Here is a 14,359-nt window from a genome sequence, read left to right on the forward strand (position 1 = left end):
CGCTTGCCTTTTCCCGCATTTGCCGCTAGGGGCGCCCGCTTCCCGTCATGGTCATCCCTGGAGGCGTGGCGGGAGTGTTAAAGTCTATCATTCTTTCGAAAGGCAAGTGTTATGAGCGATACGCTGACCCTGCCGGCCGAGACGCGTGCGAAGACTGGCAAGGGAGCCAGCCGCAGCCTGCGTCGTGAAGGTCGTGTGCCCGTGGTTGTTTATGGTGGCGGGGCCGAGCCCCTGGCCGTCCACGTCGAAGCCAAGGAACTGGTGCGCCAGCTGAACACCGGCAAGTTCTTTGATTCGGCGATCGAGATCGTTGTCGATGGCCAGACCATCAAGACGACCCCGAAGGACGTCGCTTTCCACCCGGTGAGCGACCGCCCGCTGCACGCGGACTTCCTGCGCGCTTAAGCTGCGTGGGCATCCCTGCGAAGGGATGCATGACAAAGGCGGGAAAGACGGCCATAGCGCCTTGTCTTTCCCGCCTTTCGTTTGTTTGGGACGCTTCGCTTCCGGCGTTTGTCTGGGGCGCTTCGCTCCCGGCGTTTTGACCAACGGATTTTAGCCATGCAACTGTGGGTTGGGCTGGGTAACCCCGGCGACCAATACAAGATGAACCGGCACAATGTCGGCTTCATGGCCTGCGACGTGATCGCCGACACCCATCGTTTCGGCCCGGTGCAGAAGAAGTTTCAGGGCTGGGTGCAGGATGGCCGCATCGGCTCCGAACGCGTGATCCTGCTCAAACCCGCCACCTTCATGAATGAGAGCGGCCGCGCCGTGGCCGAGGCGATGCGCTTCTTCAAGCTGGACGCCTCCGCCCTCACCGTCTTCCATGACGAGCTGGACCTGCCGCCCATGAAGGTGAAGGTAAAGCGCGGCGGCGGCCATGCCGGGCACAATGGCCTGCGCTCGATCGACCAGCATATGGGGCCCGAGTTCCGCCGGATCAGGCTGGGCATCGGCCATCCCGGCCACAAGGACCGCGTCCATGGCTATGTGCTGGGAAATTACGCCAAGGCGGAGATCGACGATCTGGCCGATATGCTGGGCGCCATCGCCTCGGAGGCCGAATGGCTGGCCAAGGGTGATGACGTTCGTTTTATGAACGACGTTTCGCTGCGGCTGGCCTGATGGATCTGCGCGAAGCCCTTTTGCAGGACAGCCCGGCGATTGCCGCCCTGTGGCAGACCTGCGAGCTGACGCGGCCATGGAACGATCCTCACGCCGATATCGCGCTGGCTTTGGGCAATGCCACCAGTACGATTTGGCTCGCCCATGATGGCGAGACGCTGGTCGGCACGGTGATGGCAGGGTTTGAAGGGCATCGCGGCTGGATTTATTATCTTGCCACCTTGCCTGATCGGCGCGGGGAAGGCATCGCGGCAAAATTGCTGGAAACGGCACAGGATTGGCTCGCGCAACTCGGCTGCCCCAAAGTGGAGCTGATGGTGCGCGAAGGAAATGAAGCCGCCGGGCTGTATGAACATCTCGGCTGGGAAAAGCAGCCTGTGGCGGTCTACGCCCGGTGGCTCAGGAAGGACGTATAATGGGTTTCAAATGCGGTATCGTGGGTCTGCCCAATGTCGGCAAATCCACCCTGTTCAACGCGCTGACCGAGACGCAGGCGGCGCAGGCGGCGAACTATCCCTTCTGCACCATCGAGCCGAATGTCGGCCAGGTCGGCGTGCCCGATCCGCGTCTGGACAAGCTGGCCGAGATCGCCAGCAGCCAGAAGATCATCCCCACCCAGCTGTCCTTCGTGGACATTGCCGGTCTGGTGCGCGGCGCGTCGAAGGGCGAAGGCCTGGGCAACCAGTTCCTGGGCAACATCCGCGAGGTGGACGCCATCGTCCATGTGCTGCGCTGCTTCGAGAATGACGACATCCAGCATGTCGACAACCGCGTCGACCCGATCTCGGACGCCGAGACGGTCGAGGTCGAACTGATGCTCTCCGATCTGGAATCGCTGGAGAAGCGCGTTCCCGCCGCCCAGAAGCGCGCCACCACCGGCGGCGACAAGGAGGCCAAGATCGTCGCCTCTGTGCTGGGTCAGGCGCTGGAACTGCTGCGCGAGGGCAAGCCCGCCCGCCTCACCGAGCCCAAGGATGAGGATGAGGCCCGCGTCTTCGCCCAGGCCCAGCTGCTCACCGCCAAGCCGGTGCTCTATGTCTGCAACGTCGAGGAAGAAAGCGCCGCCACCGGCAACGCCTTCTCCGAGAAGGTCTTCGCCAAGGCCAAGGCCGAAGGCGCCACCGCCGTCATCGTCTCGGCCGCCATCGAGGCCGATCTGGTCGGCATGGATGCTGAAGAGCGCACCGAATTCCTGGGCGAACTGGGCCTGAAGGAAACGGGCCTCGCCCGCATCATCCGCGCCGGTTACGACCTGCTGGGCCTGCTGACCTTCTTCACCGTCGGCCCCAAGGAAGCCCGCGCCTGGACTGTCCACAAGGGCGCCAAGGGCCCGCAAGCCGCCGGCGCCATCCACACCGATTTCGAGCGCGGCTATATCCGTGCCGAAACCATCGCCTATGACGATTACGTCGCGCTGGGCGGCGAAAGCGCCGCGCGCGAAGCGGGCAAGCTGCGCCAGGAAGGCAAGGACTATGTGGTGAAGGACGGCGACGTCCTGCACTTCAAGTTCAACGTCTGATGACACAGGGGGTCTTTTACGAGGACATCGAGGTCGGCCGGATCGACCGCTTCGGCCACTATGAGGTGCGCCGCGAGGAGGTCATCGACTTCGCCTCGAAATACGACCCCCAGCCTTTCCATCTGGACGACGAGGCGGCGGCCAAGAGCCATTTTGGCCGCCTCGCCGCCAGTGGCTGGCATACGGGCGCCATGTCGATGGCGATGATGGCGAAGTTTTTCGCCGATGTCGGCTATGCCAGCATGGGTGGCGCGGGGCTTGACCAGTTGCGCTGGGTGAAGCCCGTCTATCCCGGCGACACGCTGACCATGGAAATCGAGGTCAAGGCCAAGCGCCGCAGCAAGTCGCGCCCCGAAATGGGCTTGCTCGACCAGCATTTCGCCGTGCGCAACCAGCATGGCGAGGTGGTGATGACCTATATCGCAACGGGGATGGTGGCGGTGCGGGAACCCTGACCATCACCAAGGCGATGGCGGATCAGGCTGCTTGCGCAATCGCCTTTTCCAAAGTCCAATCACATCAACAGCAGCTGTCAGCATTCTGGGCAAGTCCTCGGATTCCCCCTGCCCACACCACTCCATCTTATCTTCTGTATCGTCATTCGTATCAATTGCCCGCGCCAGCACGGCAATGCCGCCATCGCGGATCAGAGTGATATTGATCTGAAAGCATTCGAAGGGCGGATCTCCGGGCAGGTAGAAAAAGCGCGCAGGCTTGTTTGCCCATTCCCGAAACAAGACAGAGCCTTGGGAACGAACGCAGGCCTCGATTGCCTCATCGAACTGCGCATAAGGGTTGTTTGAAGCAGCCATCCACAAACCCCGCCATGAAGCTTCTATTTCCGCCCGAACAGCTTCTCGATATCGCCATGGGCCAGCTTCACCCATGTGGGGCGGCCATGGTTGCACTGGCCTGACCTTGGGGTCACCTCCATCTCGCGCAGCAGGGCGTTCATCTCGGCCACATTGAGCACGCGGCCCGCGCGCACGCTGCCATGGCAGGCCATCGTCGCGAGCACCAGATCGAGCCGCTCTTCCAACAGCAGCGCCGCGCCATTGGCGGCCAGATCGTCGGCCACATCGCGCACCAGCGCCTGCACATTGCCCTTGCCCAGAGCCGCAGGCACGGAACGCACCAGCATCGCGGTCGGACCGAAACGCTCCAGCGCCAGACCGAAACCCGCCAGCACATCGGCGGCTTCCTCAAGACGGTCGCAATCGACCTCTTCCAACTCGACGACCTCGGGGATCAGCAGGGCCTGCGCCGCCGAGACCTTGTCTCCCGCCCCGCCCGCGCGCAGACGCTCCAGCACGATACGCTCATGCGCGGCATGCTGGTCGACGATCACCAGGCCGTCACTGGCCTCGGCGATGATATAGGTTTCGGCCACCTGACCACGCGCCACCCCCAGCGGATGCTCCACAGCTTGGGGAACCGGCGCCTCGGCGACTTCGGCACGGCCCATCAGCGCAGGCTGAGCGGGCGGCGCCATCACCTGCGCCTCATAGCCGCGCCATGCCGCCCCGGCCTCGCTCACCCGGTTGGCGGGCGGGGTGAAACCGGGCGTCGGCGCATACTGCCGGGCAAACAGGCTTTCCAAGCGGGGCTGCACCGGAGCAATCGGCTCCACTTGCCAACTGGCCATCGCGGGCGCGGCGGGGGTCTGGGCCGATTTTTGCCCGGCGCCCTCCAGCGCATGGCGAAGGCCCGAGACGATAAAGCCGCGCACAAAGGCCGGATCGCGGAAGCGCACCTCGGTCTTCGCGGGATGGACGTTCACATCGACATCGGGCGGCGGCACATCGAGGAACAGCGCCAGCACCGCATGGCGATCGCGCGCCAGCATATCGGCATAGGCGCCGCGCACCGCGCCCACCAGCAGCTTGTCGCGCACCGGGCGGCCATTGACAAAGAGATACTGATGATCCGCCACCCCCCGGTTAAAGGTGGGTAGGCCAGCGACGCCCGTTAACCGAACATCGCCGCGTTCCAGATCGATCACCACGCCATCGTCGGCCAGTTCGCGCGCCACAATGCGCGCCACGCGCTGAGGCGCGGTTTCGCCCGGCTGCACCGCCAGCACGCGGCGTCCGTCATGTTCCAGCACGAAGCCCACATCGGGGCGCGCCATGGCCAGACGCTTCACCACATCGAGGCAGGCGGCATATTCGCTGCGGGGGCTGCGCAGAAACTTGCGCCGCGCCGGGATCTTGCCGAACAGATCCTCGACCCGGATGCGCGTGCCCGGCGGCAAAGCGGCAGGCCCTTCGTCCGTCACCGCGCCATGATCGACCACCCGGCGCCAGCCCTCGCTGCTGCCGCGCACCCGGCTTTCCACCGTCAGCCGCGCCACCGAGGCGATGGAGGGCAAGGCCTCGCCCCGGAAACCAAGGGTGGCGACCAGCTCGATCGCCTCATCCGGCAGCTTGGAGGTGGCATGGCGCTCCAGCGCCAGCGCCATATCGTCGCTGGTCATGCCGCAGCCGTCGTCGGTCACCTGAATGCCATCCAGACCGCCCTGCGTTAGCGCGATGGTGATCTGGCGCGATCCGGCGTCGATGGCGTTCTCCACCAGCTCTTTCAGGGCCGAGGCGGGGCGCTCCACCACCTCGCCGGCGGCAATGCGGTTGACCAGCGTATCGGGCAGGCGGCGAATGACGGGCATGGCAGACATCGCGCCTCTATAGTCGATTGCGTCGCGAAGGGCACGGCTGCAAAATCAGCTTTCCACCATCGCCCCCGAGACATGGTCGAAAACCTCTGATGCCGCAGTGCGATAACGCCCTAGCCCGGCTCGTGCTCCAACGGCGATGAAGCGGTTTTCGAATGCGCCAGAGTGGTGCATCATTTCGCACCTGCATGAACAAATTTTTTCCCCTTTTGCGCCGCTTGCGCTAAGGAGCCGCGATCACCCGCAACGCTCTGCCGGTTCCGCCCCGCCCTTCTTGGGAAAGAACCGACAATTTCACGGATTTTTCAATGCCGTCCATCCTTCAGCGATTCTTCAAGTTCGGTTCGCAAAACATGGCCATCGACCTCGGCACAGCGAATACGCTGGTCTATGTCCAGGATCGGGGCATCGTTCTTAACGAACCCAGCGTGGTGGCCATTGAAACCATCAACGGCGTCAAATCGGTGAAAGCCGTGGGTGACGATGCCAAGATGATGATGGGCAAGACCCCCGACAACATCGAGGCCATCCGCCCGATGCGTGACGGCGTGATCGCCGACATCGAAATCGCCGAAGAAATGATCAAGCATTTCATCCGCAAGGTGCATGGCAAGCGCAGCCTGCTCAACTATCCCGAGATCGTGATCTGCGTCCCCTCGGGCAGCACCAGCGTGGAACGCCGCGCGATTCGCGACGCCGCCAGCAATGCCGGCGCCAGCGCGGTCTATCTGATCCTGGAGCCCATGGCCGCCGCCATCGGCGCCGACATGCCCGTCACCGAGCCGGTCGGCTCGATGGTGGTCGACATCGGCGGCGGCACGACCGAGGTCGCGGTGCTCTCGCTGCGCGGGCTGGCCTACACCACCAGCGTGCGCGTGGGTGGCGACAAGATGGACGAGGCCATCGTCTCCTATGTGCGCCGCCATCACAATCTGCTGATCGGCGAAGCCACGGCGGAACGCATCAAGAAGGATTACGGCATTGCCCGCGTGCCCGCCGACGGCGTGGGTGAGACGATCAACCTCAAGGGTCGCGATCTGGTCAATGGCGTGCCCAAGGAAATCACCATCAGCCAGGCGAACATCGCCGAGGCGCTGGCCGAACCCATCGGCCAGATCGTCGAGGGCGTGCGCATCGCTCTGGAAAACACCCAGCCCGAGCTGGCGGCCGACATCGTCGATCAGGGCATCATGCTGACGGGCGGCGGCGCGCTGATCAAGGGTCTGGACGAATATCTGCGCGAAGAGACCGGCCTGCCCGTCTCGATCGCCGAAGATCCGCTGTCCTGCGTCGCGCTTGGCACCGGCCGCGCGATGGAAGACCCGATCTATCGCGGCGTGCTGATGAACGCCTGATCGGCACAGACTGCCGTGTTGATCGCCCGCCGCTCTTGCGGTGGCGGGCAAGACAGGTTTTGAAAGACCCCCGCCCGGCGTAATGTTGCGCGCCGGGCCGATAAGCAAGGAATGGGATCCGCCATGGCGCCGCCAGTCAACCGGCGCACCAGCTATTCGCGCAAGGCGCAATACAGCACATTCGCGGCCTATGTCGCCGGCGTGTTGGGTGTGCTGGGCGGCGGGGCGGTGCTGGCCAGTTCGGTGTTCGGGCATTCGGCCTTCGGCTGGATGCATATGCTGGCTGCCGATGTGGAAGCACCGGCAGCGCGGATCGGCGCGCAGACCCGCGCGGGTGCGGGCAGCGTGCTGGATGTCGCGGGTGGCTTTCTGACCTCTGGCGCTGAAAACGCCCGTCTGCGCCGCGAAGTCGCTCTGGCGCGCACCCGTGCCATCGAAGCCCAGGCCATGGTGGATGAAAACCGCCGCCTGAAAGACCAGCTCCACCTGCTGAGCGACACGCCCCAGCCTTTGGCCAACGCCTGGCTGATCGCCTCGAGCGCCTCTTCCACGCGCCGCTATGCGACGATTTCGGCGGGCAGCGCCCAGGGCGTCCAGCCCGGCATGCCGGTGCGCACCGCTCAGGGGCTGGTGGGCCGCGTGCTCGAAGTCGGCCATGGCGCCGCGCGCATCCTGCTGGTCACCGACACCGAAAGCACCGTCCCCGTGCGCCGCGCCAGCGACGGCACCCCCGCCTTCATCAACGGCAAGGGCGACGGCACGCTTCAGGTCCGCCTGCTGTCGCTGGGGCTCAATCCGCTCAAGAAGGGCGATGTTTTTGTCACCTCGGGCGCGGGCGGGCTCTATTGGCCAGGCACGCCGATGGCCATGGTCGTCACGCTGACGCATGATGGCGCCATCGCCCGTCCCTTGAGCGATCCGGCCGCCAGCGAGATGGTCGCGGTGCAACCCGCCTGGGAGCCGACCTCCGACCCGACCCTGCCGCCGCCCGCCCCCGATGTGCCCCCTCCGCCGCCCAAGAAGCCCAAGGCACACCCCAAGGCGTCGAATGGCACCAAGACCGGCAAGCCGGGCGCGGCGGGTGAAAAGCATCATCCATGATGCCTGCTCGCGCGAAGAAACCAAAGCTGGTCGCCGTTTCGATGCCGTGGCTGGCCTATGCCACGCCATGGGTGGCGATCATGCTCGCCTCCTGCCTGCCACTGTGGCCGGTGATCGCCTCGGCGCCGGTGATGCCGCCCTTCGGCTATCTGATGCTGCTGGCCTGGCGCCAGTTGCGCCCCGGCCTGCTGCCGGTATGGTGCGGCGCCTTGCTGGGTCTGTTCGACGATATGGTCAGCGGCCAGCCCATGGGCAGCGCGATCACCTTGTGGTCGGCCACCATGCTGGCGCTCGATGTGATCGAGGCGCGCTTTCCCTGGCGTAATTTCCTCACCGAATGGCTGGTGGCGGCCGTGATGATCGCCATCTACATCCTGCTTGGCCTCGGCATTGCCAATGCCGGCGGCGGTGCGGTGCTGCCAGTCGTGGTCGCGCCGCAAATCGGCCTGTCGATCCTTGTCTATCCCCTCGTCGGGCGTACTGTGGCGGCCATCGACCGCTGGCGCCTGCGGCGTTATCGCGTGACCGCCTGATGCCCAAGCATATTACCCCTGCCACACTGCGCAATTCCTTCGACCGGCGCAGCATCATTCTGGGCACGCTTCAGGGCGGCATCGGTGTCGCTCTGGCGACGCGTCTGGGCTATCTGGCGCTGTTCGAAAACGCCCGCTATCAGATGATGAGCGAGAGCAACCGCGTCAATCTCTCGCTGATCCCGCCGCGCCGGGGCTGGATTCTCGACCGCAACGGCCAGCCCATCGCCAGCAACCGCGCCGATTTCCGCGTCGACATCATCCCCGATCGCCTGATCGACAAGGACAAGACGCTCGAGGAACTGGCGCATATCCTGCAACTGACGCCCATCGACCTGCAGGACATCAAGGACAAGCTGGAGAAGGCGCGCGGCTTTCAGCCTGTGGCGGCGGGCGAGCACCTTTCCGCCGATCTCTATGCGGCGGTGTCGGTGCGCCAGCCCGATCTGCCCGGCATCATCCCGCAGCGCAGCTTCTCGCGCTTCTATCCCGGCGGGCCCTGCGTGGGCCATCTGGTGGGCTATGTCGGCGCCGCCAATGCCGAGGATTACGCCAAGGAGCATAATCCGCTGCTGATCACGCCGGGCTTCAAGATCGGCAAGGATGGCCTCGAAAAGCGTTACGACGCCGAATTGCGCGGCACACCGGGCGCCCGCCGCTCGGAAGTGACCGCAGGCGGCAAGATCGTGCGCGACCTCGACACGCGCGAGGATATTCCGGGCAAGCCGATCCATCTCACCATCGACGCGGGCGTTCAGGACTATGCCGCCCGGCGCCTTGGCACCGACAGCGGCGCCGTGGTGGTGATGGATGTCCATACCGGCGACATTCTGGCCTTCGTCTCGATGCCCAGCTTCGATCCCAACAGCTTCACCGATGGCGTGGGGCGCCTGGAATGGAAGATGCTGGCCGATGACGATCATGTGCCGCTGCGCAACAAGATCCTGCACGGCCTGTTCCCGCCTGGATCGACGGTGAAGCCCACAGTCGCCCTCTCCTTCCTGGAGGCGGGGCTGGACCCCAATGAGTCCGTCAACTGCAATGGCGGGCTTCAGGTGGGCAACCGCGTGTTCCACTGCTGGCAGCACCATGGCCATGGCCCCACCAACATGTGGAAGGGCATCTATCAGTCCTGCGACGTCTATTTCTATTATTTCGCGCAGAAGATCGGCATGGATAACATCGCCCGGATGATGCACCGCATGGGCTATGGCGGCAAGTTCGATCTGCCCTTCCCCAACCAGTCCTTCGGCACCGTGCCCGATCCGGCCTGGAAGGAGAAGAAGTACAAGAAGCCCTGGGCCATCTATGACACGGTGAACGCCACCATCGGCCAGGGCTATATGCTGGTGAACCCCTTGCAGCAGGCGGTGGCGGCCAGTCGCATCGCCAGCGGCAACATCGTGTTCCCGCGCCTGATGGCCAATGATCCGATCCGCGCCAGCGAGCCCTTCGGCGTGCCCAAGGAGCATCTCGACGTGATCCGTTCGGGCATGTTCGAGGTGGTGAACGGGCGCGGTTCGGCAAAGGAAGCGCGTCTGCCCTTCCCCAACATCCAGATGGCGGGCAAGACCGGCACGGCGCAGGTCGTTGGCCTCAACATGAACGGCGGCAACGGCAAGATCGGCGCGTGGAAGCACCGCGACCACGGCCATTTCATCTGCTTCGCGCCTTTCGACAATCCGAAATATGCCTGCGCGGTGCTGATGGAGCATGGCGGCAGCTCGCACGCAGCCTTCCCGGTGGCGCGCGACATCATGACCTATCTCTTCGACAAGCAGAAGGGCATGGATGTGCTGGCGCCGCTGGAAAAGGGCTGGGGTGGCACGCCTCAGGAACGCATGGCCGCCAAATATCGCAGCTATGCCGCGCAATATGGCGTTTCGGCGCCTCAGGTCGACAACAGCGATCAGGCGGTGGAAAGCGCCGTGGAAGGCACTGCCGAAAACGCCCAGCCTCCGCAGCCGATCCAGTCCGATGCGGCCAGCCCGGCGCCCGAACCGGCTGGTGAAGCCCCGCCGCCGCCTGTCGCCGCGCCCGCACCGGCCCCCGCACCCGTCAAACCCGCAGGCCAGCCATGAGCAGCCCCAGCCGTTCGATCATCCCCGAACCGCTGCGCCGCCTGCCCTGGCAGGTGCTGGGCGCGCTGGGCCTGCTGACGCTGTTCGGCTCGGCAGTGCTCTATTCGGCGGCCGGTGGCAGGCTGGGCCCATGGGCGCTGATCCATTTCATCCATTTCGTGGTCTTTGCTGGCCTCGCCATCGTGGTCTCGCGCCTGTCGCGTGATCGGCTGAGGCAGGCTGCCTATCCGGCCTATACGGCACTGGTGGTGATGCTGGTGCTGGTGGAGGCCGTGGGCAAGATCGGGGGCGGGTCGCAGCGCTGGCTCAACATCGGCTTTATGAACCTGCAGCCCTCGGAACTGATGAAACCGGCCATCGTGCTGGTGATGGCGCATTTCTATGCCAATCTGCCCCCCTCGATGATCCGTACATGGCGCGCTCTGGTGCCGCCGGGCATGCTGCTGGCGGTGCCTGCCGCGCTGGTGATCCTGCAGCCCGATCTGGGCACCGCGCTGGCGATCTGTTTCGGCGCCGTGGTGGTGATCTTCATGTCGGGCGTGCCCATCTGGTGGTTCGTGGCGGGAGGCGCCACCGGGGCCGTGGTCGCCCCGCTGGCCTTCTTCTTCGCGCTGCATGATTATCAGCGCAAGCGCGTGCTGGTGTTCATGGACCCGGAGAGCGACATGCTCGGCTCGGGCTATCACATCACCCAGTCGAAGATCGCCATCGGTTCGGGCGGCTTTTTCGGCAAGGGCTTCGGCAATGGCTCGCAGAGCCATCTGGAGTACCTCCCCGAAAAACACACCGACTTCATCTTCGCCACGATGAGCGAGGAATGGGGCATGGCCGGCGGCCTCTTCGTGCTGTTTATCTTTTTCATCGTCCTGTTCCGCTGGGGCATGGGTGTGGCGCGCCGCGCGCCTGATCGTTTTTCCCAGCTGCTCGCTGCCGGGATGACCGCCACCATGTTCTTCTATGTCGCGATCAACATGATGATGGTGATGGGCCTGGCCCCCGTGGTGGGCATCCCCCTGCCCTTCATGAGCCATGGCGGCTCCTCGATGATGACCAACATGCTCTGCGTGGGCGTGCTGATGGCCATCGAGAAGTGGAGCCGCGTGGGGGGCACGTTGAACTGAAACATTTTTCTGCCGTGAGTGCATTTTTCTGCACGAATCACTTGCAGGGAAAATTTCAGCCGTTAAAGGGGCGTCTCCCAGCCGGGGAGACAGGCAGAAACGCCTTCTTCCAAGCGACGGAATGGACGCATAGCTCAGTTGGTAGAGCAGCTGACTCTTAATCAGCGGGTCCTAGGTTCGAGCCCTAGTGCGTCCACCATCGCTTCTCTCTTTGCCTTCGGGCTGAGGGAATACCATCCGGCTCAGGCGCATGTCCATCGGATATGCCAAGGTGTGGACGCATAGCTCAGTTGGTAGAGCAGCTGACTCTTAATCAGCGGGTCCTAGGTTCGAGCCCTAGTGCGTCCACCATCCTTTCCCATGACATTGCCGGAAAAAGCCCCCATCGCGGGAGCCAAGCCCTTCAGTTGGGCGGCGCCAATCCCTCCCCCAGTCGAAATGGCGCTGATGCCTCGACATGAGGCGGACGCTGCACTGGGATGCCTTTGGCCGCACCTTCCAAGCCGCTTCCGGTCACATCGGTCACCGTCAGCATCGGGCCGGATTTCACATCGACATGGATGCCCTCCAGCACCACGCCCTGCATATTGGCCAGGGCGATGCCGCGCCTGCTTGCCCCATGAATGTCGCGCAGCGTGAAGCCGGTCAGGGGCTTGTCGGGATGGATGTTCACCGCATCGACCAGAACAGGCACATTGCGGACCGCCACCCGCTCGAAGGTAAAACCGCCGACGCGCGGTATGCCTTCGATGCCGGACACCGGGAATTGGTCCTGCTTACCGCTGTCGAGAAAGTTCAAACGTAGAAAACCCTGCCCAGCCTCCGCGACCTCCAGATCGCGCATGGTGATGTTCTCGATAAAGGCGCCGCGCCCCGGTCGGCTCTTGATGTAGATGCTGAACGTATAGGCGTTGAGGAAACGGCAGCGTTCGATCAGCACATTGCGGATGCCGCCGCTGGTCTCGCTGCCAATGCCGATGCAGGCCCAGCGCCGGTCGCTGAAGCTGCAATCGCGGATCGTCACATCCTCGGCGGGGCGGGCGATGGTGGCGCCCTCCATGCCTCTGCCGGATTTCAGCGAGATGCAGTCGTCCGCGGTGTCGAAGCGGCAGTCCTCGATCAGAACGCGGCGGCAGGAATCCACATCGATGCCATCGGCCCCGCCCCGGACGGCGAGCCGCGAGAAGCGGACGTCCTGACAATAAACCGGGTGGATCGACCACATGTCCCCCTGCTCGGTGGACAGATCGCTGACGGCAAGGCCGATGACCTCGACAAATTCCATCAAAGCGGGATGACGCAGCCCGGATGGCGCAATGCGGCCCGCGAAACCCGTTGAGCCCACGATGCGACCTCCGCCTGTCAGTTGCACATTGCGCGCCTCCTGAGACCACAGCAGAGCCGCATGGCCGGAAACCCACCGCCCCTCCCAGCGGACCTGAATGACCGGATAATCCGCGATATCGTCAGAGCCTTTGAGCACCGCGCCCTGTTCGATCCGCAGCGTGGTGTTCGAACCGATGCGCAGGGTGCCGACACGGAAGATGCCATCGGCCAGCACAACATCTCCACCACCCAATACGGCGCAGCGGTCGAGAGCCTGCTGCACGGCGGATGTATCTTTTGCGCGACCATCCCCCTTGGCGCCAAAGCTGCGCGGATCGAGGCTGACACCCCTGCGCAGGATCGGCAGCGGGGCAGGCAGCATGGGCGATGTCTGACCGCCTGCCCGCAGTGATGAAGCACCTGAGGCCGCCATAAACGCGGCTGCGGAGGCAGACAGGAAGGAACGCCGGTCGGCAGGCATCAACTCTCCATCGTTCACGGCGCTGCCCGCGAACACATTGGCAAAAGAATGACACCGGTTTCCTGGTTGATCAAGCCAGTGCTTACGGCCAATCCCATCGCAGAATCGATCAGACAGATTTGATTAAAAATCGGGATTTTTGACGCCAAACCCAACCAATCTCGTGTCAAAGGACGGCATGGACAAACTTCTGTCAGACAGATATGAGATCACTCCGCCGCCCGTCAAAGAGCGGACCATGATATTCACCCCAGAGAGATACCGGATGCGCGGAACCAATGCCGACCCGATCGCAATCACCGGCACCACCCTCGCCATGGTGAAGCGATAGATCATGGACATCCCTCAGAAATCGCGCCGCCTCGCCGACGATGCCTATGCGGGCATCGTGCAAATGATCGTCACCGAAGGCATTCAGGTGGGCCAGCGCCTGCCCTCCGAAGTCCAGTTGACCGAAAGGCTGGGCGTCTCGCGCGCCATCATCCGCGAAGCCCTCGCACGGCTCCAGTCCGATGGGCTGACGCAGGCCCGCGTCGGTTCCGGCTCCTATGTCACGCGGCGGCCTGACCGGCTGCTGGCGCAGCACCTGCCCTTCGACGCCATCGCCTCGGCCTTCGGCACCTATGAGGTGCGCTTCGTGCTGGAACCTGAAGCCGCGCGCTTTGCCGCCATCCGCCATTCGGTGGAGGATATGCAGGCGATCGCGGCCTGCCTCACCGCGCTTCAGCAGGCGCTGCTGTCGGGCCACCCCGCCGATGCCGAGGATCTGGCGCTGCATCGCGCCATCATGATCGCCTCGGGCAACATCGGCTTTGTCGAAACCTTCGACGCCCTGAAACCCGCCACCCTTCAGATCATGCGGGCCGGCGTGGAAATTTCCCGCGCCCGCCCGCCCGAGATCATCCAGACCATGCTCAAGGAGCATGAGGATATCGTCGAGGCCATCCGCCTGGGCGACGGCGAACGCGCCGCCCTGACCATGCGGTGGCACCTCTCGCAAGGGCGCCGCCGCCTCACCCCCATCGCCTGAACACCCACTCAGA

General features: G+C 64.2%; 14 protein-coding genes, 2 tRNA genes and 1 pseudogene. 13 read left to right on the plus strand and 4 right to left on the minus strand.

Annotated features, from left to right (window positions below; genetic code table 11):
* Positions 1-111: 111 nt before the first annotated feature.
* The 5 genes and pseudogenes from rplY to ABDW49_RS11865 all read left to right on the plus strand — a co-directional run.
* Positions 112-399, plus strand: a pseudogene (rplY, locus tag ABDW49_RS11845) (50S ribosomal protein L25); the annotation flags it as partial.
* 162 nt (positions 400-561) lie between these two features.
* Complete coding sequence (gene pth / locus ABDW49_RS11850; protein WP_343612120.1) at positions 562-1,128, plus strand: aminoacyl-tRNA hydrolase; 567 nt, start codon at positions 562-564, stop codon at positions 1,126-1,128.
* Positions 1,128-1,544 (plus strand): GNAT family acetyltransferase, encoded by a 417-nt coding sequence (locus ABDW49_RS11855; protein WP_343612122.1) that lies wholly within the window; start codon positions 1,128-1,130, stop codon positions 1,542-1,544. The genes pth and ABDW49_RS11855 overlap by 1 nt, the downstream gene beginning before the upstream one ends.
* Positions 1,544-2,647: a redox-regulated ATPase YchF gene (ychF, locus tag ABDW49_RS11860; protein WP_343612123.1), complete on the plus strand. Its 1,104-nt coding sequence runs from the start codon at positions 1,544-1,546 to the stop codon at positions 2,645-2,647. The genes ABDW49_RS11855 and ychF overlap by 1 nt, the downstream gene beginning before the upstream one ends.
* Complete coding sequence (locus ABDW49_RS11865) at positions 2,647-3,102, plus strand: MaoC family dehydratase (RefSeq protein ID WP_343612125.1); 456 nt, start codon at positions 2,647-2,649, stop codon at positions 3,100-3,102. Before ychF ends, ABDW49_RS11865 begins: the two co-directional genes overlap by 1 nt.
* Positions 3,103-3,105: 3 nt before the next feature.
* Here ABDW49_RS11865 and ABDW49_RS11870 read toward each other — a convergent pair whose 3' ends face one another.
* The gene (locus ABDW49_RS11870; RefSeq protein ID WP_343612126.1) at positions 3,106-3,459 is read right to left on the minus strand and encodes a hypothetical protein; all 354 of its coding nucleotides are present in this window, start codon (positions 3,457-3,459) and stop codon (positions 3,106-3,108) included.
* A 23-nt stretch (positions 3,460-3,482) separates the two neighbouring features.
* Entirely contained in the window at positions 3,483-5,312 is a 1,830-nt protein-coding gene (gene mutL, locus ABDW49_RS11875; RefSeq protein WP_343614262.1) for a DNA mismatch repair endonuclease MutL, read from the minus strand.
* Between the two features lie 314 nt (positions 5,313-5,626).
* On the opposite strand from mutL, the gene ABDW49_RS11880 reads away from it, so the two are divergent.
* The 7 genes from ABDW49_RS11880 to ABDW49_RS11910 all read left to right on the plus strand — a co-directional run bounded on the left by ABDW49_RS11880 (position 5,627) and on the right by ABDW49_RS11910 (position 11,860).
* Entirely contained in the window at positions 5,627-6,673 is a 1,047-nt protein-coding gene (locus ABDW49_RS11880; protein ID WP_343612128.1) for a rod shape-determining protein, read from the plus strand.
* Positions 6,674-6,796: 123 nt separating this feature from the next.
* Positions 6,797-7,774 (plus strand): rod shape-determining protein MreC, encoded by a 978-nt coding sequence (mreC, locus tag ABDW49_RS11885; protein ID WP_343612129.1) that lies wholly within the window; start codon positions 6,797-6,799, stop codon positions 7,772-7,774.
* Positions 7,771-8,307 (plus strand): rod shape-determining protein MreD, encoded by a 537-nt coding sequence (mreD, locus tag ABDW49_RS11890; RefSeq protein WP_343612131.1) that lies wholly within the window; start codon positions 7,771-7,773, stop codon positions 8,305-8,307. The genes mreC and mreD overlap by 4 nt, the downstream gene beginning before the upstream one ends.
* Positions 8,307-10,388, plus strand: a complete 2,082-nt coding sequence (gene mrdA / locus ABDW49_RS11895; protein ID WP_343612133.1) for a penicillin-binding protein 2 — start codon at positions 8,307-8,309, stop codon at positions 10,386-10,388. Before mreD ends, mrdA begins: the two co-directional genes overlap by 1 nt.
* Complete coding sequence (gene rodA / locus ABDW49_RS11900) at positions 10,385-11,509, plus strand: rod shape-determining protein RodA (protein ID WP_343612134.1); 1,125 nt, start codon at positions 10,385-10,387, stop codon at positions 11,507-11,509. Before mrdA ends, rodA begins: the two co-directional genes overlap by 4 nt.
* A gap of 123 nt (positions 11,510-11,632) precedes the next feature.
* Positions 11,633-11,708 (plus strand) — tRNA-Lys (locus ABDW49_RS11905).
* A 76-nt stretch (positions 11,709-11,784) separates the two neighbouring features.
* Positions 11,785-11,860: transfer RNA gene (locus ABDW49_RS11910), tRNA-Lys, on the plus strand.
* A gap of 52 nt (positions 11,861-11,912) precedes the next feature.
* Here ABDW49_RS11910 and ABDW49_RS11915 read toward each other — a convergent pair.
* Positions 11,913-13,217, minus strand: a complete 1,305-nt coding sequence (locus ABDW49_RS11915) for a glycosyl hydrolase family 28 protein (RefSeq protein WP_343612135.1) — start codon at positions 13,215-13,217, stop codon at positions 11,913-11,915.
* A gap of 222 nt (positions 13,218-13,439) precedes the next feature.
* Positions 13,440-13,652 carry a hypothetical protein gene (locus tag ABDW49_RS11920; protein WP_343612137.1) on the minus strand — a complete coding sequence of 71 codons (213 nt, stop codon included), beginning with the start codon at positions 13,650-13,652 and terminating at the stop codon, positions 13,440-13,442.
* Here ABDW49_RS11920 and ABDW49_RS11925 point away from each other — a divergent pair.
* Positions 13,651-14,346, plus strand: a complete 696-nt coding sequence (locus tag ABDW49_RS11925) for a FadR/GntR family transcriptional regulator (RefSeq protein ID WP_343612139.1) — start codon at positions 13,651-13,653, stop codon at positions 14,344-14,346. The two genes, ABDW49_RS11920 and ABDW49_RS11925, sit on opposite strands and share 2 nt — an antisense overlap.
* The last annotated feature ends 13 nt before the right edge of the window (positions 14,347-14,359 follow it).

Source organism: Novosphingobium sp. (genome assembly GCF_039595395.1).
Classification (GTDB): domain Bacteria; phylum Pseudomonadota; class Alphaproteobacteria; order Sphingomonadales; family Sphingomonadaceae; genus Novosphingobium.

Coding starts and splice junctions, on each gene's coding strand:
- pth (WP_343612120.1), top strand. CDS start 562: ATGCAACTGTGGGTTGGGCTGGGTAACCCCGGCGACCAATACAAGATG.
- ABDW49_RS11855 (WP_343612122.1), top strand. CDS start 1,128: ATGGATCTGCGCGAAGCCCTTTTGCAGGACAGCCCGGCGATTGCCGCC.
- ychF (WP_343612123.1), top strand. CDS start 1,544: ATGGGTTTCAAATGCGGTATCGTGGGTCTGCCCAATGTCGGCAAATCC.
- ABDW49_RS11865 (WP_343612125.1), top strand. CDS start 2,647: ATGACACAGGGGGTCTTTTACGAGGACATCGAGGTCGGCCGGATCGAC.
- ABDW49_RS11870 (WP_343612126.1), bottom strand. CDS start 3,459: ATGGCTGCTTCAAACAACCCTTATGCGCAGTTCGATGAGGCAATCGAG.
- mutL (WP_343614262.1), bottom strand. CDS start 5,312: ATGCCCGTCATTCGCCGCCTGCCCGATACGCTGGTCAACCGCATTGCC.
- ABDW49_RS11880 (WP_343612128.1), top strand. CDS start 5,627: ATGCCGTCCATCCTTCAGCGATTCTTCAAGTTCGGTTCGCAAAACATG.
- mreC (WP_343612129.1), top strand. CDS start 6,797: ATGGCGCCGCCAGTCAACCGGCGCACCAGCTATTCGCGCAAGGCGCAA.
- mreD (WP_343612131.1), top strand. CDS start 7,771: ATGATGCCTGCTCGCGCGAAGAAACCAAAGCTGGTCGCCGTTTCGATG.
- mrdA (WP_343612133.1), top strand. CDS start 8,307: ATGCCCAAGCATATTACCCCTGCCACACTGCGCAATTCCTTCGACCGG.
- rodA (WP_343612134.1), top strand. CDS start 10,385: ATGAGCAGCCCCAGCCGTTCGATCATCCCCGAACCGCTGCGCCGCCTG.
- ABDW49_RS11915 (WP_343612135.1), bottom strand. CDS start 13,217: ATGCTGCCTGCCCCGCTGCCGATCCTGCGCAGGGGTGTCAGCCTCGAT.
- ABDW49_RS11925 (WP_343612139.1), top strand. CDS start 13,651: ATGGACATCCCTCAGAAATCGCGCCGCCTCGCCGACGATGCCTATGCG.
- ABDW49_RS11920 (WP_343612137.1), bottom strand. CDS start 13,652: ATGATCTATCGCTTCACCATGGCGAGGGTGGTGCCGGTGATTGCGATC.